At 65.6% G+C, this 17,811-nt stretch carries 14 protein-coding genes; 6 read left to right on the top strand and 8 right to left on the bottom strand.

All coding sequences use genetic code 11. The features are described from left to right. Positions 1-549: a DUF3598 domain-containing protein gene (locus A6F65_RS00300; RefSeq protein ID WP_067784470.1), complete on the bottom strand. Its 549-nt coding sequence runs from the start codon at positions 547-549 to the stop codon at positions 1-3. Continuing rightward, positions 546-1,892 (bottom strand): alpha/beta fold hydrolase, encoded by a 1,347-nt coding sequence (locus tag A6F65_RS00295; RefSeq protein ID WP_237164834.1) that lies wholly within the window; start codon positions 1,890-1,892, stop codon positions 546-548. Before A6F65_RS00295 ends, A6F65_RS00300 begins: the two co-directional genes overlap by 4 nt. 90 nt (positions 1,893-1,982) lie before the next feature. Here A6F65_RS00295 and A6F65_RS00290 point away from each other — a divergent pair, with 90 nt between their 5' ends. Genes A6F65_RS00290 through A6F65_RS00275 form a run of 4 tightly spaced genes read left to right on the top strand, consistent with a single transcriptional unit; the run spans position 1,983 to position 5,866 of the window. Beyond that, positions 1,983-2,666, top strand: coding sequence for an isochorismatase family protein (locus tag A6F65_RS00290; RefSeq protein WP_205631884.1), 684 nt, complete (start codon positions 1,983-1,985; stop codon positions 2,664-2,666). A gap of 4 nt (positions 2,667-2,670) precedes the next feature. Further along, the gene (locus A6F65_RS00285; protein ID WP_067784464.1) at positions 2,671-3,549 is read left to right on the top strand and encodes a polysaccharide deacetylase family protein; all 879 of its coding nucleotides are present in this window, start codon (positions 2,671-2,673) and stop codon (positions 3,547-3,549) included. Beyond that, positions 3,546-4,460 (top strand): polysaccharide deacetylase family protein, encoded by a 915-nt coding sequence (locus tag A6F65_RS00280; RefSeq protein WP_067784461.1) that lies wholly within the window; start codon positions 3,546-3,548, stop codon positions 4,458-4,460. Before A6F65_RS00285 ends, A6F65_RS00280 begins: the two co-directional genes overlap by 4 nt. After that, positions 4,457-5,866 carry an aldehyde dehydrogenase family protein gene (locus A6F65_RS00275; RefSeq protein WP_067784458.1) on the top strand — a complete coding sequence of 470 codons (1,410 nt, stop codon included), beginning with the start codon at positions 4,457-4,459 and terminating at the stop codon, positions 5,864-5,866. Before A6F65_RS00280 ends, A6F65_RS00275 begins: the two co-directional genes overlap by 4 nt. Here the strand turns inward: A6F65_RS00275 and A6F65_RS00270 are convergent. The 6 genes from A6F65_RS00270 to A6F65_RS00245 all read right to left on the bottom strand — a co-directional run bounded on the left by A6F65_RS00270 (position 5,863) and on the right by A6F65_RS00245 (position 14,350). Next, positions 5,863-6,585: a DUF3108 domain-containing protein gene (locus A6F65_RS00270; protein ID WP_067784455.1), complete on the bottom strand. Its 723-nt coding sequence runs from the start codon at positions 6,583-6,585 to the stop codon at positions 5,863-5,865. The two genes, A6F65_RS00275 and A6F65_RS00270, sit on opposite strands and share 4 nt — an antisense overlap. Next, on the bottom strand, positions 6,585-7,646 hold the full coding sequence (locus tag A6F65_RS00265) for a nitrilase-related carbon-nitrogen hydrolase (protein ID WP_237164833.1): 1,062 nt from the start codon (positions 7,644-7,646) through the stop codon (positions 6,585-6,587). Before A6F65_RS00265 ends, A6F65_RS00270 begins: the two co-directional genes overlap by 1 nt. 95 nt (positions 7,647-7,741) lie before the next feature. Further along, a complete protein-coding gene (locus A6F65_RS00260) occupies positions 7,742-9,298 on the bottom strand; it encodes an FAD-binding oxidoreductase (protein WP_237164918.1) in 1,557 nt (518 codons plus the stop codon). Then, the gene (locus A6F65_RS00255) at positions 9,298-10,617 is read right to left on the bottom strand and encodes an MFS transporter (protein ID WP_083989117.1); all 1,320 of its coding nucleotides are present in this window, start codon (positions 10,615-10,617) and stop codon (positions 9,298-9,300) included. The genes A6F65_RS00260 and A6F65_RS00255 overlap by 1 nt, the downstream gene beginning before the upstream one ends. Beyond that, complete coding sequence (locus A6F65_RS00250; RefSeq protein ID WP_067784449.1) at positions 10,614-11,834, bottom strand: serine hydrolase domain-containing protein; 1,221 nt, start codon at positions 11,832-11,834, stop codon at positions 10,614-10,616. Before A6F65_RS00250 ends, A6F65_RS00255 begins: the two co-directional genes overlap by 4 nt. Beyond that, positions 11,831-14,350 (bottom strand): TonB-dependent receptor, encoded by a 2,520-nt coding sequence (locus tag A6F65_RS00245; RefSeq protein ID WP_067784447.1) that lies wholly within the window; start codon positions 14,348-14,350, stop codon positions 11,831-11,833. The genes A6F65_RS00250 and A6F65_RS00245 overlap by 4 nt, the downstream gene beginning before the upstream one ends. Positions 14,351-14,501: 151 nt before the next feature. On the opposite strand from A6F65_RS00245, the gene A6F65_RS00240 reads away from it, so the two are divergent. Further along, complete coding sequence (locus tag A6F65_RS00240; RefSeq protein WP_067784444.1) at positions 14,502-15,176, top strand: hypothetical protein; 675 nt, start codon at positions 14,502-14,504, stop codon at positions 15,174-15,176. Positions 15,177-15,307: 131 nt separating this feature from the next. Further along, the gene (locus A6F65_RS00235) at positions 15,308-17,797 is read left to right on the top strand and encodes a TonB-dependent receptor (protein WP_083989115.1); all 2,490 of its coding nucleotides are present in this window, start codon (positions 15,308-15,310) and stop codon (positions 17,795-17,797) included. The last annotated feature ends 14 nt before the right edge of the window (positions 17,798-17,811 follow it).

The raw sequence follows: 17,811 nt of genomic DNA, 5'->3' as shown, positions 1-17,811 counted from the left end.
TCAGTCCCCGAAGCCGGTGCCACCGCCGAAGGTCACCTGCTCGCCCGCGGCGGCTGCGGCCTGCATTTCCTCGTCGACACTTCGCCAGTCCCTGGTCACCAGCTTTTCCTGGATCGCGGTGCGCGTTTCCAGCTTGCCGTTGCGGATCCAGTGCCAGGTACGGCAGCGGTCCGTGCCTTCGTCGGAAATCTGGATCTGTTCGTAGAGGTAAAGCGAGGGATCGCCGGTGCGCTGCCAGTATAGCATGACGGTGCGGTTGAACTCGTCGAGCGGCACTTCGGCGGCCCAGCCCTGGATGAGGTCATTGTCCCACCACACGCGGCCGTCGCGATATTCGGCGGGAAATTCGCGGATTTCCGTCCGGCCATCGGGCCAGATGTAGTGGTTCGTCTGGTAATAGGGATGCTCGCCACCGTCCGGGAAGCGGCAGAGCAGGCGGCTCGCATGCTCGTCGATCTTCTCGTTCTGCGCGTTGAAATAGGAATAGGTCCCATCCCACACGCCTTCGTGGCGTGCGAGCAGCGGCATGGCTTCACGGATGTCGGTCATGACAAATCGTCCTTCCGGTTGCAGAGTATGTGGTGATAGCGAGCCGCCATGTCACCTGCCCGCAGGCGGGCACGGGCGCGCGGCGCGATGGCGGCGGGTTCGAGCAGGGCGGGGTCGAGCGGGCGGGCATGGCCTGCATTCGCCTCGTACCACGGCTCGAAAATGGCTTCCGCCCGGGCAGCGCCCCATGCGCGCAGCAGGTGCGTGCCGAAACGATCGGGCGTCATGTCGGGATAGAGCCGCTCGGGGTCGCCCATTGGCGCTTCGGGCCAGTCGATCCTTCCCGCGCCCAGCCTTTCGGCAGCGGCGTGGATGGCAGCTTCCGGGTCCGGGCAAGGATCGGACAGGCCGTGCCCGGGTACGTCGATGGCCAGTGCAGCTTCCTGCGGCGGCGCCATCTCCGCAGCAGGCGCATGCAGCACCAAGCGATCTGCGCCGGGCGTGCCGCGCCAGTGGAGCAGCGCGCCGTCCATATCCAGCCAGCCCTCATCCGCATCTTCCGGCAGGCGCGGGCAATCCGGGCCACTGGCATGCTCCAGCAGGAAGGCGAGGCTTTGCGCCCGGTGGTCCTCCGGCGTCGCAACCTTCCGCGCCTCCCACCCGGCGGGCATCTCTCCCAGCCGGTCGATGTGCTCCTGCAACGGATCGCCGTCATAGGCTGTGATCAGGACGGGCGGCGTCTGGCTGCCGGGCGCCGGGATGTCGCGCGGGGCGCGCAGCACGGCGCCATATCCGGCGCGGTAGGCATTGCCGGAATCCAGCATCTCCATCACCGCCTGCTGCACGCGCGGCAGGTCCGCATGGGCGACGGACAGGCGCGCTTCCTCGCGCGTGTCGAACCAGGGGAAGAACCAGCTCTGCTCCAGCATGCGGTTCCACAGCCACGTCAGGTGCTCGCCATAGGGGGCCGGGTGCCATTCGGGCAGGTAGCTCGTGCCGAACAGCGCCATCTCCTCCGGCGTCCAGATCGCATAGCCGCCGACCGCCAGGCACCGCAGCATCTGCGGATGGCGCTTCAGCAGCGTGACGAGGATGATCCCGCCCGAATGGAAGCCATAGGCCGCCACGGGCGCAATGCCGAGCGCGTCCACGAATTGCGACAGCCCATCGGCGAAATCGGCGATGTCCGGCTCGCCCGGCAGGGGGTCGGACTGGCCGAAGCCGGGCGTATCGGGCGCGATGCAGGTGAAATGCGCGCCCCATTCGCGCATCAGCGCCTCATATTCCGCGCCGGAGCGGGGGCTCTGGTGCACCATAAGCAGGGCGGGCCCGCTGCCACACACGCGGTAATGGACGCGGCGCCCGCTGCCGGGCAGGGTGAGCATGTGGCGGGTGATCGTCACCGATAATTTGTCCGGACAAATTTCACTCGACAAGCTTCTACGCGTGCTTATTGTCGCCTGTCAAAGAGGAATCGGGAAGTTGAGGCAGGCATGAGCGAAATGGTCGGCACGAAGATGGTCCGCGATGATCGCACCGCGCGCGAACTGTTTGAAGAGGTCATGGCCAATCCCGCCCGCCGCAAGTTCGGTTTCGGCATCAAGCTCGCCATCGTGAACGTGGACGTGCAGCAGGCCTATACCCGCACCGACCTGTTCAAGACCGCTTACGAGACCGACCCGCGGCAGATCGAGCATATCAACACGATCAGCCGGCTGGCACGCGAACGCGGCATGCCCGTGATCTGGAGCCGGGTTGCCTATGCGGACAATGCGCAGGACGCAGGGGTCTGGGGCACGCGCACCGATACCGAGGACTCGCTGCAGAACATCAAATACGACAGCGAGCGTCACCAGTTCGACCCGCGCTGCGAGATCGATGCAGGCGATCTGACTTATACCAAGCGCATGCCCAGCGCGTTCTTCGAGACGCCGCTGGCCAGTTATCTGACATTCCACGGCGTCGATACGGTGGTGGTGACCGGCGGCAGCACCAGCGGCTGCGTACGCGCGACGGCAGTGGATGCGCTGAGCCACGGCTACCGCGCGATTGTCCCGATCGAGACCTGCGCCGACAAGCACGAAAGCTATCACTTCGCCAATCTCACCGACCTGCAGCTGAAATATGCCGATGTGGAGCCGGTGCAGGCGGTGGTGGACTGGCTGGAGGCGCGCTGAGCCGATGCAGGAAGGCGCGCCCGATCCCGGTCTCTACGACTACCATCCATACAGGGGCCGCAGGAAGATCGCCTGGCCTGAAGGCAAGACCTGCGCCGTATGGGTCGCGCCTAATCTGGAATATTACGAGATCGATCCGCCGGCCAACCCGCACCGCAAGGCCTGGGCGCGGCCGCATCCCGATGTAACGGGCTATTCCTACCGCGACCATTCCAACCGCGTCAGCCACTGGCGCATGGCCGACGCGATGGAGCGGCACGGCTTTCCCGGCAGCGTCAGCCTTTCCGTCGCCCTGTGCGACCACCACCCCGATGTGGTGGCGGACGGCGCAGCGCGCGGGTGGGAGTTTTTCAGCCACGGCATTTACAACACCCGCTATTCCTACGGCATGGACGAGGCGCAGGAACGCGCCATCATCGAGGACTCCATTGCAACGGTGGAGCGCGCCACCGGCCAGCGTATCCGCGGCTGGCTGGCGCCCGCGCTGACGCACACGCCGCGAACGCTGGACCTGCTGGCCGAATATGGCCTCGATTACACCTGCGACCTCTATCACGACGACCAGGTGCAGGAGGTGAAGGTGGCCAGTGGACGGCTTGCCTCCATCCCTTACAGCCTGGAGGTCAACGACCATTACGGCTTCAACGTCTATGGCATGTCGGGCCGCGAATATGCCGATTGCCTGGTCCGCCAGTTCGAGCGGCTGGCGGCGGAGGGCGAGCAGTCCGGCACGGTCATGTGCATCCCGCTGCACGCTTACCTGATCGGCCAGCCGCACCGCATCGGCCCCTTCGAGGAGGCGCTGCGCCACATCGCCGCAGACCCCCGCTGCTGGAAGGCACGGGCGGGCGAGATCGTGGATGCCTGGAGGGCACAGCAATGAGCCTGGACCCGGCCTATCTGGAATATCCGCACCGCCGCGAGGGATACGATCATTCTCTGTATGAATGGTCCGCCATCCATCAGCGCCCGCCCGTCCGCTGGCCGGAGGGCAAGAGCGTCGCTGTCTTCCTGTGCGTGACGCTGGAGTGGTTTCCGATCCTGCCGGACGGGCCCTTCAAAGCGCCGGGCCACATGGTGACCCCCTATCCGGATTACCGCCACTACACCGTGCGCGATTACGGCAACCGCGTCGCGGTGTGGCGGATGCTGGATGCCTTTGCCAAGGCCGGGGTCACGGCCAGCTTTGCCGTCAATGCCGCCGTGGCGGAACGCTATCCCAAACTGGTGGAGGCGGTGCAGCAGGGCGGGCATGAGATCATCGCCCATTCGACCGATATGAACGGCACGATCGACTCCAGCCTTGGTGAGGAGGCGGAGCGCGCGCTGGTGGCGGATGCGCTCGGGCGGCTGGAAGCGGCCACGGGCGAAATGCCGAAGGGCTGGCTCTCCATCGCCCGCTCGCAAAGCTGGCGCACGCTGGACCTGCTGGCCGAGCATGGCTTGGAATATTGCTGCGACTGGGTGAATGACGAACTGCCCTATCGCTTCGCCAATGGCGTGGTGGACCTGCCGCTTAGCGCGGAACTGTCCGACCGGACGATCATCGCCGCCCAGCAGCATTCCGCCGAGGCATGGGGAGAGATGATGCGCGATGCCTTTGGCTTCCTGTCACGCGAGGCCGCCGCGCAGGGCAGCGCGCGCCTGCTGCCGATGGAGCTGACGCCTTATATCATCGGCCAGCCGTTCCGGATTGCAGCGCTCGAAAGCCTGCTGGCCGACCTGGCGGCACGGCCCGAGGCATGGTTCGCATCCGGCAGTGCCATCACCGAGAACTGGACCTCGCAGCAATGAAAGCCACCAACCCGCGCACCGGGAAGCAGGATTACGAATTTGCCGAGGACACACCCGCCAGCGTAGCGGAGGCAGCCGCGCGGCTGCGAGCCATGCAGGCCGAATGGGAAGCACGCGGGCCGGATGGCAGGGCCGAGGTCCTGCTGCGGCTGGCCGATGCAATGGATGCGCGCGGGCAGGATGTTGCTGCAGCGCTGGAGGTGGACACGGGCCGCCGCACCATCGCCCGGATCGAGGTAGAGGGCCTGGGGCGCATTTTGCGCAAATGGGCCGCGCGCGGGCCGGAGCTGTTTGCGCAGCTTCCGGCTGATGCCGCGCCTTCCCTGACGCCCGGCATCGAGATTGCGCCGCGCTTCTCCGCCTTCCCCCTGTTCGGGGCCATCGCGCCGTGGAACTTCCCGGTCTTGCTAAGCCATGTCGATGCCGTGCCCGCGCTGATGGCTGGCTGCGCGGCGCTGGTGAAGCCGAGCGAGGTCACGCCGCGCTTCGTGGAGCCCATGCGCGCCATCCTGGCCGACATTCCGGAGCTGCCGCTGGCTTACGTCATGGGCGGGCCGGAAGTGGGCGAGGCGCTGGTGGGCGCGATCGATTACGTCTGTTTCACCGGCTCCACTGCCACAGGCCGCAAGGTGGCCGAAGCCGCTGCCCGCGCGCTGATCCCCGCAAATCTGGAGCTGGGCGGCAAGGACCCGATGATCGTCACCGCCAGTGCGGAACCGGAATGGGCCGCGCGCACGGCCCTGCGCTCCAGCGTGGTGGCCACCGGCCAGGCCTGCCAGTCCATCGAGCGCATCTATGTCGCCCGCGAAATTGCCGAGCCTTTCATGGCCGCGCTGGTTACCGAAGCGGAGCGCGTGCGTGTGACGGGGCAGGACGCGGACGGTCACCTTGGCCCCTTCATCTTCCCCGCTCAGGCAGCCAAGGTGCAGGCGCAGATCAGCGATGCCGCTGCCAAGGGCGCGCGCGTGCTGGCCGGAGGGCAGGTGGAAGAGCATGGCGGCGGGCAATATCTGCGGCCCACCGTGCTGGCCGATGTGACGCCGGACATGGCCGTGATGCAGGAAGAAACTTTCGGGCCCGTCCTGCCTGTGACCGTGTTCGACGACATCGGGGAGGCCATCGCGCTGGCAAATTCCGGCGAATATGGCCTGTCTGCCGCCGTACTGGCAGGCTCGCTGGAGGAGGCCGCCGGGATCGGCGCGCAGCTGGATGCCGGCGCAATCAGCCTGCAGGACGGCTCGCTCACCAGCATGGTGGGCGATGCGACCAACCATTCGCGCAAAGGCAGCGGGCTTGGTCCCAGCCGGATGGGCGATGAAGGCCTGCTGCGCTTCCTGCGGCGGCAGGCGCTGATGCGGCAGACCGGCCAATGCGCCACGATCGACGCCTATCGCGAAGGCGCCTAGCGGCTCAGCTCCACCAGCTCGTAAGCGTTCATCATGTACCCCTCTATGCTGGCATAGACGAGCACGGCGTCGTCGTCCGCCGTCACCCAGATGTCGAAATCCGGATGGCGCGTGCCGCCCATGCCGTCCTCGCTATCGTCGACGTAGCGGAAGTGGCGGCAGGCGAAGGTCCCGGCGGCAACTTTCCGCTCTTCCTCGCCGACATATTCCATCGTCATCTCAACCCGCGCGATCTGCGGCGCGCTGGCCCCGCGGTGGTCGGGCGAGGGAACGAAGAACCGCAAGGCCCGCTTGTGCGGCCCCATTGCCGTGTCGAGCAGCCGCGTGGTGAAGCCGTCGCCCACAACCGGATGCGTGCCGAAGGCGTCGAATTCGCCCGCCTCGCAGCTTTCCGAATTGCGGCCAATGGCAGGCCCGTGGCTCTCGCAGCTGATCGTGCCTGCATCCGGATCATGCGCCATCCAGCCGGTGCCGAGGAACTCGTCCCCCAGCGTCAGATGGAGCAGCAGGTTCCGCGGCATGCGGTCCGGGCCGATATGCAGCACCACGTCGCGCAGCAGCGGCGGGTCCGGATCCTCGATCTCGCAGCGTGCGCGCATGATGACCGAGCCATCGCCATGATGGGTGAAGGTGAACCACTCCCTGCCCCTCTCCTGCCCCTCGCGCCCCGGTTTCAGCGAGAGGTAGCGGATCTTGCCGGAGACGGTGCGGTGGCGCATCAGATCAGGCCGGCCTCGTCCAACCGGGCGATGACCGTTTCCTGCGCGCGCTTGAAGTAGTCGCGATCCGGCACGCGGGCCTCGCCGCCGTCCATCATGCCATCGGGCCGGTGGAATGCCTCGGCGCTCGCCGCATAGGCCTCGGCAAACAGGGCAGGGCGCTGGCGGGCCAGCATGTTCGTCATGGCCGGGCGGCGGCGCGCGGCGCGCAGGGCGGCCAGATCGATCGGCGCGAAGGCGGTGAAGGTCTGCCCGTCATTGGATTCAGCCACGACCTGCCCCTTCCAGTCGACGATTTGGCTGCTGCCCTCGGCGGAATTCAGCGGCATGACCGTACCCGCTATGCCCGCCGTATTGGCGGAGACGACATAAGCCATGTTCTCGAAAGCGCGGGCGCGCTTGGCGATGTCTTTCGGTGTGTCGAGCGGGCTGCCGATCTCGCTGGAGGAATGCACGAAAACCTCCGCCCCGCGCAGGGCCAGGGCGCGGGCGATTTCGGGATAGAGGATCTCTTCAGATGCGATGGCGGCGATCCGCCCGATCTCCGTGTCCGCCACGGGAAACACCCCGTCGAGGCCATAGAGGTCGAGATAACGCGACCAGACATCGTGCGGGCTGGGCGCGAACATCGAAAGGAGGCGGCGATAGCGCAGCACGACATCGCCCGATGGCGCGACCAAAAAGCTGGCCTGGAAATAGAAGCCCGGAAAATTCGCGTCCTGCTCGTACGCATTGCCCGCGATGAACATGCCCAGCTTGCCCGCCAGCTCCCCCAGCGCCGCATATTCCGGCCCGTCGGCGGCAAAGCCCACGCGCTGCGCGAAATCGGGAATGGAAATGCGCCCCGGATAGGATGTGAAAAGGTATTCCGGCAGCACCGCCAGCTTCACCGGAAGGCCGCTATATTGCGAGATGAAGATGCCCGCGCTGCGGATCGGGCCTTCCAGCGAGGCGATGTGCTCGCGCATCGCGGCCCGGGCGGCTACCTCGTCCGCCGCGCCTTCCTGCGACCTTGCGGTGAGCTGCATGGCAACGGCGGCGTAAGTTGCTGTTTCGGCCAAGGGCCTCTCCTGCGTTTGGGCCCGCCCTTGCGGAGCCATGGTCATCAGGGATGCGGCTGCAGCCCCGGCCATGCTCATGCGCCGGTCGGTCCGGATCATCCCGGGATGCCGAGCGAACCCGGATTCATCAAGTTCTTCGGATCGAGTTCGCGCTTGATAGCCAGCAGCAGCGCATCGGCGCGCGGGTCCAGGCTGTCGCGATAACGATAGGTGCGGCCGATCTGGAAATGCGTCGCGCCATATTCGTGGAACAGGTCCACGATGCCCTGCTTCAGGCGCTGGACCAGCTCCCAGGCGGGCGCATTGCTGTCCAGCACGGGCACGCGGGCGCGGTGCGCGGCTTCCATCGTGTCATCGATCAGCGGGTTGGAGGCATCGGGCCAGTACAGGCAGGGCTCAACGAGGATACCGCCGCCGCCGATGACTGCGTAGAGGATGCCGTAATGCACGCCGTGCTCGCGCATCGCCGCATCGTGCTGGCCGAAATAGTCGGACAGCGCAGTGCAGAAATCCTCGGCGCGGCCATGCGGCAGGACGCCGTGGATCGGGGCCCAGCGTTCCCCTTCCGGACCCAAGATGGAATTGAGCGGCCCGAACGGGTTCGCGCGGATGATCTTGGGGATGGTGTTTTCCACCTCGCGCCCGCCGGCCTCGCTCACGATGTCCCGCGCCGCAGCGATATCCGCATCGGCTCCGGCTTGCGTGCGCGCTTCGGCCAGCACGTGCAGCGAATAGTTTGCATCCTTCAGGAAATTGCGCCCGGCCAGGGCCACCCTCGCGCCTTCCTTCAGGCCCTTCAGCACGCCGCCCTGTTTCTTCATCATGCCGACCAGCTGCTTGGCATCGGAGGCCAGGCTGTCGCGCTTCATGCGGATGGCGTTGAGGCGCGGATCGAAGGCGAAGCATTCCGCCGCGATCCCGGCGCGTTCGATCTCGCTCGATGCAGCGAGCAGGGCAGCCTCGTCATCGAAGGCAAAGCTGGCATAGGCATTGGCGGGTGCCTCGCGGATCAGCCGCAGCGTCACTTCCGCCTTGATGCCCAGCGCGCCGGTATCGGCCAGGAAAAGCCCCAGCATGTCCGGCCCGTAAGGCCGCGCGAAATCCGTGCCCACGTCCAGCAGGCTGCCATCGGCCAGCGCTACCGTCAGCGCACGGCAGCTTTCCACCGCCGTCCCGTGGCGCGTCGTGCCCCAGAAGATGGAATTCTGGCTCATCCCCCCGCCGATTGTGGCCTTCAGCCCGGACAGCGTGCCCCACATCGGCGTGCGCAGGCCCAGCGGCGCCAGGTGGGCGTGCAGCTGCGCCCAGGTGCAGCCCGCCTCCACCCGCACGAACATGCTGTCCGCATCCACTTCCAATACGCGGTCCATGCGCGAAAGGTCGAACAGGACGGCGTTCTCGGCCGTCTGGGTATATCCGCCGGTATAGCTCATGCCCCCGCCGCGCGGGACAACGGCATGCCCGGCATCGGTCGCAGCCTTTATGGCGGCGGCCAGCTGGTGCTTGTCTGCCGGGCGCACAACGGCGGCAAGGTCCGCCCCGCGCGAATAGATGTCATGCGCATAATAATCGAGGGTGGCCGGATCGCTCAGCACCTCCGCGCCGCTCTGCGCCAGTGTGCCGGCGAGGGTACGGTCCGCCACGCTCGCCATCATGCGGCCCCGGCGACAGCGCGCGAGGGTTCGGGTCCGGCATCGGGGAAGCTGCCGGGATATTTGCCTAGGAACAGCAGCAGGCCGCCGCCGATCACGAAGCCGAACAGCGCCCATTCCAGCGCCCCGTCGAAGCTGCCCGTCCGGTCGAAGACCTGCGCATAGACGATGGGGGAGGCGGCCGACATCAGGCCGAAGGGCATGTACAGCATGCCATAGACCTTGCCGTAATGCGCCATGCCGAAATAGCGGCCCGTGAGGTAAGCGATGAGGTCGCTCTCCGCCCCGGCGGCAAAGCCCAGCAGGAAGCCCGCGGTCGCCGCCAGCGCGAAGCTGACGCTGTCCCCGCCAATCAGGATGATGCAGGAAATGGCCGGCAGGCAGAGCAGCGGGAAGGCCACGAAACCTTGCCAGAACCGGTCCAGCAGGAAGCCGGTGATGATCCGCCCGGCAAAGATGCCCATGCCAAGAATGCCCATGATCGTGGCCGCTGTGCCGGCATCCAGTCCCTTCAGGCTGAGAATGCGCGGCATGTTGATGAAGGCTCCGCCGAAGCTCAGCGCGATGAAGGCGATGGACAGCCAGATCAGGTAGAACCGGTAATCGCGCAGCGCCGCGGAGAGCGAGACGCCCGTCAGCGATCCGCTGGCCGATGTGATGGCGGCGGGCCGCTCTTCCGGGCGCGGTTCGCGAAACAGGAAGTATCCAACCACCAGCGCCGCGACCGGGAACAGCGCGACCACGGCGAACATCGCCCGCCAGCCATAGGCATCGATGGCGCGCACCGCGACCTGCGGCACGATCATCGCGGCAAGGCTGGTCCCCAGCAGCAATATGCCCAAAGCCAGCCCGCGGTTTTTGAAGAACCAGAGGTTGATCGCCCGGCTCCAGGTGACCGGCGTCGATCCGATGCCGACCAGGCCGACGACGATCCACAGCGCGTAATAGATGATAATCACCGTCTCCCCCTCGCCGCGCGGGGTCAGCGCGATGGCCGCGAAGGAGGCGGCAAAGGCGAACAGCGACCACAGCGCAACGGGACGCACGCCGAAGCGGTCCGCCAGCCCGCCGAAGACCGGGGCCAGCAGCGATGCGATCACGCCGAAAATGGTAATCGGCAGCACGATCTGCGTCTGGCTCCACCCGAACTCGGCTGCCAGCGGCTCGGCGGTAAAGCCGATGATGTTGTAAGGGATTGGCGAGGCGCCGCACATCACGCCCAGCAGGCCCGCCAGCAGGACTTTCCAGCCTGCCGAGAACTCGCCGCGCTCGCGCTCTGGCTCGGATGGTGCGGGGCTGGCGGCTTTGGTGTCGGTCATGGTGTCAGGGTGCCTCTGGCAAGAAGGTTGGGCAAGAGCGCATCGTCCCACGCATCGGGCCACTGCCGCGCGGCGCGCACGATAACGAGGCGGCGCGATGGGACGATATAGACGCGCTGGCCGCCATGCCCGTGCAGGATCACGGTGGCGGGATCGACGAAGGCTTCCGATTGCCAGGGCACCAGCGGGACGCCCGGCGGGCGCTCTCCACCGATGGACTGGTTGCCGCTCCAGACCTGGAAGCCGTAGCCGCGATAGGCGGGGGAGGGGGCAGTCATCGCCGCGATCCATCCGGCTGGCACGATAGGCTCGCCGTCATGCATCCCGTCATTCAGGAACAGGCCGCCGATGCGCAGCCAGTCGATCGGGCGCGAGAGGATGCAGCAGGAGGTGACGGCATTGCCGCCCGGCCGGTCGAGCGGGACGGCGGCGTCGGCCAGGCCCAGCTTCTGCCAGATCCGCTCGCTCAGCAGTGTTTCGTAATCCTGCCCGCTCGCGCGCTTCAGGATGATGCCCAGCAGCTGGTTGACCTGGTTGTTGTAATCGAACCGCTCTCCAGCCGGGCCGACCGGCTGGAGCGAGAGTGGCAGGGCATTGTTGTCGCTGCCCAGCGAGTGCCGAACCACGGGATTGTCCAGGCTGATGGCATAGCCCATGCCCGCATCGCCCTGCTCCAGCCCCGATGCCATGTGCAGCATCTGGCGCAGGGTAATGCGCCCGCGCGGCTGCCCGCGCCATTCGGTCAGCCATGTCTCCACCGGCTGGTCGACCGAGGCGATCTCGCCGCGTGCGATGGCCGTGCCGACCAGCAGGGCGGTGACCGTCTTGGACATGCTCTGCGGGTTGAAGCGCGTGTCGCGCCCGCTGCCCTGCCAGTAACGCTCGAACACCGGCGTGCCGTCCACCGCCACGATCAGCGCGGTGGAATTCTGCGCCTCGGCCCATGCCGCAGCGGCGGCCAGCGCTGTGGGGGCAATGGTGGACTGGTCGGCAGCGGGGACGGCGAAGGGGGCAGGTGCGCCCTTCACCAGCGCCAGAGGATCGTACCAGTCCACGGGTATCGTCAGCGGCTCGTACCCGCCTGCGATCAGGCTTTCCCAGCGCCGTTCCAGCAGCTCGTCGCGCGGTGCATCAGCCTGCGCGCCCGAAGCAGCGGGCAGCGCAAGCGATGCGATCAGCGCGGCGGCCAGGGCGGCCGGGAAGGCCCGCTTCGTCAAAATTCGAAGCGGCCGCGAACCGCCCAGGTGCGGGGCGGGTTGAGGTAAGTGTAATTGGCCAGCGTCGATTCCGTTGCTTCCTGGTCCAGGCAGTTGCGGCATTCTGCAGCAATCGACCAGCCATCGTCGCTTCCCAGCGTCAGCGTGCCGTTCACGATCCACCGCGCCTCGCTGAAGGAGCCGGTGATGATGTTGCCATTGCCGAAGGGATTGGCGGCGAATGTCGTCATGGTCGAGCTGGTGACAGGCTGGTCGTACAGCGTCACCTGCGAGGTGCCGGTCTCGCTATCGTCGCGCCAGCTGGCGTTGACCGCCGGGGTCAGCGACAGGCCGTTTGCCATTTCGAAGCGATAGCTGCCGCCCAGCGCCAGCGTCCAGTCCGGCGTTCGGACCGGGGTGGAGATCTCGCCATTCGGCGCCACGATGCCCACGCCGCAGGCCGTGGCCTCCGCCGTGCCGCCGCCCGGGATCAGCCCGGCCGCCAGCTGCGCGCGGCACCGCGTCTGCTGTGACAGGACGGATTCCACGTTAAAGGCATCGAATTGCGGATCGGAGGAGTCGAACTTGTATTCGTCGTCCTGGTATCCGACCGCGGCAAACAGGTTCAGCCCGTCGACCGGCGCGGCGTTGAGTTCGATCTCCACGCCCTTGTTCTGGTAATCCGCGAAATTGCGGGTGATGAAGGCGATGGAGCCATTGAGGCGCGTAAAGGCCGAAGGCGTCTGCAGGTCCGACACGTCGAGCCAGAAGCCGGTGACGTTCACACGCAGGCGATTATCGAACAGCTCCGACTTGAAGCCCGCTTCGTAGCTCCAGGCCTTTTCCGGATCGAAGGGCAGCAGCTCGCCCGCCGCCGTGCCGCGGGCGTTCCAGCCGCCGGACTTGAAGCCGCGTGTTGCGCTGGCGAAAAACAGCAGGTCGCTGCTCGGCGCGTAATTGATGGCGAAGCGCGGGGTCCAGATCTTGACCTGCTGCTCGCGTGGGATGGCCCGGCCATTGCCCGCCGTCAGGTTGACGTTGGAGAGGCAGGTCGCCTCCACCGTCCCGTCATTACATGATGCGCGGTTGTCGCTGATCGAGAAGGTCTTGGTCTCGTCGGTATAGCGGATGCCGGCGGTCAGCGTGATCTGGTCGGTCAGGTTGACGTCCGCCTGCAGGTAACCGGCATAGGCTTCGGTCTCGTTTTCCAGCGTGCGGTCCGCCAGCACCAGCGGCAGGCCGGTCGGCAGCGGGCCGAAGGGTAGCGAGAAGATGTCCCCGAAATCGCTGAAATTGTCTTCTTTGAAGTAATAGAAGCCACCGACCAGGTCGACGAGCCCGTCGGCCACGCTGCCGGTGAACTTCAGCTCCTGGCTGAACTGCTTGAACTCGCCCTCGTTGGCGATGGTGAAGCCGCCGAAAGTGTATCCGATCACGCCGGGACGCGGCGTTGTGACGGAAGGCAGGCCGCGGCCATCAGCGAAGTCCAGCGCGTAATCCTGCTTCGTGACGACATAGCCTGTGATGACGTTGAGCGCGAAATTGTCGCCCAGGCCGATTTCGAAATTGGAGGCGAGGAAATCCATCTTCGTGGCATTGCCCAGCCCGTAATCGTTCTTGTTACCGGTCAAGAGTCCGCCAAAATCGCTGGTGCGGCGATAGCCGGTAGTGCTGAAGCGGCCGTCGCAATTGGTGGGATTGGCCGGGTCGCAATCGAAATTGAGGACGTTGGCGCTTTCCGTGAAGGTGTGGATGTAACTGCCCTTCCACGTCACGCTGTCGGTAAGGTCTGCCAGCAGGCCAAGGCGAATGCCCCAGCCATCGCTTTCGTTCATTCGCTCGCCGGTGGTGGTGTTTAGCACGTAGCCGTCATCGACCTGCCAGTACCCCGACACCTTGGCGGCAAAGGAATTGCCGATCGGCACATCCACGGATGCGCGCGCCATCTTCATGTCGTAACTGCCAAAGCCGGCCTCCGCATAGCCGCCGAAGCCGAACTCCGGATCGCGCAGGAAAACGTTTACGGCGCCGCCGGTGGTGTTGCGCCCGAACAGCGTGCCCTGCGGGCCGCGCAGCACCTCGATACGCTCGACATCGAACAGGCTGAGGTTGTTGGCGTTCTGGCGGCTGAGATAGATGTCGTCGACATAGGTGCCCACCGGCGGGTCGAAGGTCGGGATTGTTTCGGTATTGCCGAGACCGCGCAGGTAATAGGCATTCGCGGAGCCAAGGCCCGTGTTGTTCAGGCCCACCAAATTGGGGACATATTGCGCCACTTCCAGCGCGTTGGTCACGCCGCGGCGGGCCAGTTCGTCATCGTTGAAGGCGCTGATCGCGATGGGCACGTCCTGCACGCTTTCCTCGCGCCGCTGGGCCGTCACGATGATCTCGCCAAGCCCGCCCTGCGTTTCCTCTGCCTCTGCCGGATCGCCGTCCTGGTCCTGGGCATGGGCTGCCGATGGCAGCGCCGTGGCTGCGAGCATGGCCGCCGCAAGCGTGAGGCGCGAGGTGCGGATGCGGGCAATAGGAAAGATCATGTCGGGGCTCCTTGGAATGGTAGCGTCCCCTAAGTTGTCCGGACAAATTTGCTTTTGTCAATGTTTCGATTAAACGAAGCCCCTGCCGCCGCATGTGCCGGCAGGTCCGGCGCGCCACCTGCGCAAGATTGTTTCAAGGAGCGAATTCGCGATGCTCACCGCCTACAGCTTGCTAGTTTATGCCCACCTGCTGCTATTCGTGCTGTGGCTGGGTGCGGATGTCGGGGTTTTCCTGCTCGGCCAGCACTTCAGGCGCCGCAAGACCTACACGCTGGACCAGCGCATCGTCCTGCTGAAACTGCTGGTGGAACTCGACATGGTGCCGCGCAGCGCATGGGCCCTGATGGTCCCGTTATCGCTCAGCGTGGTGGATGCCGGGAACTGGTGGGACGTCCCGCTGCCGCTGCTGGTGGGCGCATGGGTCGTGGGGCTGGTATGGCTGTGGCTGGTGTGGGATTCCCACCGCCACGACCAGACGCCGCGGGCCGCGCGCAATCGCAGGATCGAAGGCTGGCTGCGGTGGCTGGTGGGCATCTTCTACCTGTGGCTGGGCGTGCAGAGCCTGCTTGTCGATGCACCGCTGGCGCCGAACTGGCTGGCCTGGAAGGCCGTGCTGTTCGGACTGATCTTCGTGGCCGCCATCATGATCGATGTGACCTTCAAGCCGGTGGGCGCGCAGCTCGCCGCAGTGCTGGAGGAAGGATCGAGCGACAAGACGGAGATCCCGCTGCTGCGCACCATGAACGAGACGCGCATCTGGGTGTGGATCGTTTATGTCCTGCTGCTGCTCACTGCCTTCCTCGGCAACACCAAGATGTGGCCTTGATGCATCATAAGTGCGGCTTTTTCCCGCCCCATCCGGCATGCTTGTAAAATTTGTCTGGACAAATTTGTCCGGACATATGAACTTGCCGTGTCAGGGCCGGATAAGGGACCGGCGTATGAGGGAGGAAATTTATGAAACGGATGTTCCGTAGTGCACTGCTGGTCGCGACTCTGCTGACCCCGGCAACTGCATTCGCACAGGCCGGCGGCGCGCCGCTTCCGCAGGACGAGACCACAGAAGCCGAAAGCGAGTTCGGCCTCAACGAGATCGTGGTTACCGCCCGCCGGACCGACGAATCCATCAATGACGCGCCGGTCGCTGTCACCGCTTTCGACTCGGAAACGCTGAACAATCGCGGCCTGACCGATATCTCCGACATCGGCGCGCAGACGCCAGGCCTGTCCTTCAGCTCCGCCTTTGGGCGCGACACGGACCGCCCCGTGATCCGCGGCCTCGGCAACGTGCTGGCCGGTGTGCAGTTCGGTGTGGAATCCGGCGTCGCCATCTTCATCGACGGCGTGCTGTTCCGCGGCGACGTGCAGAGCCTGAACTTCGATGCGCTGGAGCGCGTGGAAATCGTGAAGGGTTCGCAGTCCGCGCTGTACGGACGCAACACCTATTCCGGTGCTATCAACTTCATCACCAAGACGCCTGGCAACCGTTTCTCGGGCGTCGTGCGCGGCCGGGTCGCGGAATATGACGAGCGGATGGTTTCCGCCAGCATCGACATCCCGATCGTCGAGGATGTCTTCGCCGTGCGGCTTGACGGGCGCTATTACGAATATGGTGGCCAGTATCGCAACACGCTGACCGGCAATCTGGTGGGTCAGGAAGAAAGCACGAATATCGCGGCAACGCTGTATGTCACGCCGTCCGATGACGTGTCCTGGCGCACGCGCATCTCCTACGAGGAGCAGGATGACGGCACGCCGGCCCTCTTCCTGCAGGGCGCCGATGCGAACAATTGCAAGCCCGGCTTCCGCAGCGCCGCCTTCCGCGGGGCGAGCTTCATCTTCCCCTACTGGCCGGTGACGCGCACCTCGACGAATGACAATCAGTATTACTGCGGTGTCATTCGCCCGGGCCCGATCGCGCTGAACAATGAACCGACCTCGGTTCCCTTCCGGCCCTCGGCCAATGCGCCTGTTGGCACGGCTACGCTCGATGGGACCGCGATTGACGGCTATTACCGCTCGCGCTGGTATGCCTCCTCGGTCATCGACATCGGCCTGCTGGACACCGGATGGACCGTGTCCGGCCTGTTCGGATATCGTAACGAACTGGCGCGCACCGGTACGGACTCCGATCACTCGGATGCTTTCGTCTATTTCGCCACGCGCTTCGGCCCCCCGCCCAATCCGGCGGTGACCGAACCGGCCTTTGCCAACACCCACCGCAGCCGCGCGGAAGACTGGAGCGCGGAAGTGCGCGTGTCGTCCCCGGAATACAATCCGGTGCGCGTGCTGGCCGGTGCCTATCTGTACGAGTTCACGCTGGAGGACCGCGAGGTCGATTTCTCCAACGCACCTGACGGCGTGCCGTTCGGCGGACCGGGCAGCTACAAGGAAACGATCGACAATTTCTCGATGTACGGCCGGGTGGAGTTCGATGCATCGGACACCATCACCGTCGGGATCGAAGGGCGCCTGCTTTCCGAACGCAAGACGCGGACCGAATATTCGGCAACCGGCAGCACCTTCTATGCCGGCGACCGGATCACGGACTTCGTGCCGCGCGTGACGGTGGACTGGCAGCCCACGCCCGATACGCTGCTTTATGCGATCTACACCGAAGGCAACAAGCCGGGCGGCACCAACGCCTCGGCCGGTGCCGGGATCGGCCGCCCCACTTACGCATCGGAAACGCTGCGCGGCGGGGAAATTGGCCTGAAGCAGACCTTCCTGGATGGCCGCGCACAGTTCAACGTCGCAGCCTTCTATAACGAGATCGACAATGTGCAGCTGACCACGGCCCTGCCGGTCGGCGGCGGCGCGCTGACCTCCGTTGCCACCAACCAGGGTAATGCCGAGGTGAAGGGCTTCGAGGCGGAAATTTCCTTCCGCCCGGTCCGCTCGCTCACGCTGAATGCAGGCGTTGCCTACAACGATGCGCGCTTCACCAGCGGCTGCGACGATTTCCAGTATACGCTGAACTCCGGCGGCCTGCGGATTTCCGATGCGGAGAACCCGACCGCTGCCGAAGCTCCACTGTGTTCCATCGAAGGCAACCGCCTGCCGCTCGGCTCGCCCTGGCAGGCCAATGCGGCGATCGATTTCCGCCAGCCCTTCGGCGACGGGAACGAGTTCTTCGTGAACTTCAACGGCAGTTATGAAGCGTCCAAGTTCGTGCAGGTCCACAACCTCGCCGAAACCGGCAAGACGTACCTGCTGAACGGCCGAGTCGGCGCGCAGTTCGGGCAGATCGAGGTGGCCGTATTCGGGCGTAACCTGACGAATGAGGACACGATCCCGCTGGCCACGCGCTGGTTCGACCTGCGCCACGGCATCGGCACCACCGGCATCCCGGGCGGCACGAATGCAGATACCAGCTTCCCGCGCGCGTTCTTCGGGGCGCTGCGCAAGGGCCGCACATTTGGTGCCGAGGTCAGCTTCCGCTTCTGATACCTCCCGCAGGT

The sequence above is a fragment of the Paraurantiacibacter namhicola genome, assembly GCF_001687545.1.
In the GTDB taxonomy this organism is placed as follows: Bacteria; Pseudomonadota; Alphaproteobacteria; order Sphingomonadales; family Sphingomonadaceae; genus Paraurantiacibacter; species Paraurantiacibacter namhicola.
Note: the sequence above shows the minus strand (reverse complement) of the source record. Positions and strands in the feature narration are given on the sequence as shown.

Bases quoted from the DNA above. Each gene is read 5' to 3' on its own strand.
- A6F65_RS00280 (WP_067784461.1), top strand. From the start codon at position 3,546: ATGAGCCTGGACCCGGCCTATCTGGAATATCCGCACCGCCGCGAGGGA.
- A6F65_RS00240 (WP_067784444.1), top strand. From the start codon at position 14,502: ATGCTCACCGCCTACAGCTTGCTAGTTTATGCCCACCTGCTGCTATTC.
- A6F65_RS00255 (WP_083989117.1), bottom strand. From the start codon at position 10,617: ATGACCGACACCAAAGCCGCCAGCCCCGCACCATCCGAGCCAGAGCGC.
- A6F65_RS00285 (WP_067784464.1), top strand. From the start codon at position 2,671: ATGCAGGAAGGCGCGCCCGATCCCGGTCTCTACGACTACCATCCATAC.
- A6F65_RS00270 (WP_067784455.1), bottom strand. From the start codon at position 6,585: ATGCGCCACCGCACCGTCTCCGGCAAGATCCGCTACCTCTCGCTGAAA.
- A6F65_RS00260 (WP_237164918.1), bottom strand. From the start codon at position 9,298: ATGGCGAGCGTGGCGGACCGTACCCTCGCCGGCACACTGGCGCAGAGC.
- A6F65_RS00245 (WP_067784447.1), bottom strand. From the start codon at position 14,350: ATGATCTTTCCTATTGCCCGCATCCGCACCTCGCGCCTCACGCTTGCG.
- A6F65_RS00235 (WP_083989115.1), top strand. From the start codon at position 15,308: ATGAAACGGATGTTCCGTAGTGCACTGCTGGTCGCGACTCTGCTGACC.
- A6F65_RS00275 (WP_067784458.1), top strand. From the start codon at position 4,457: ATGAAAGCCACCAACCCGCGCACCGGGAAGCAGGATTACGAATTTGCC.
- A6F65_RS00290 (WP_205631884.1), top strand. From the start codon at position 1,983: ATGAGCGAAATGGTCGGCACGAAGATGGTCCGCGATGATCGCACCGCG.
- A6F65_RS00300 (WP_067784470.1), bottom strand. From the start codon at position 549: ATGACCGACATCCGTGAAGCCATGCCGCTGCTCGCACGCCACGAAGGC.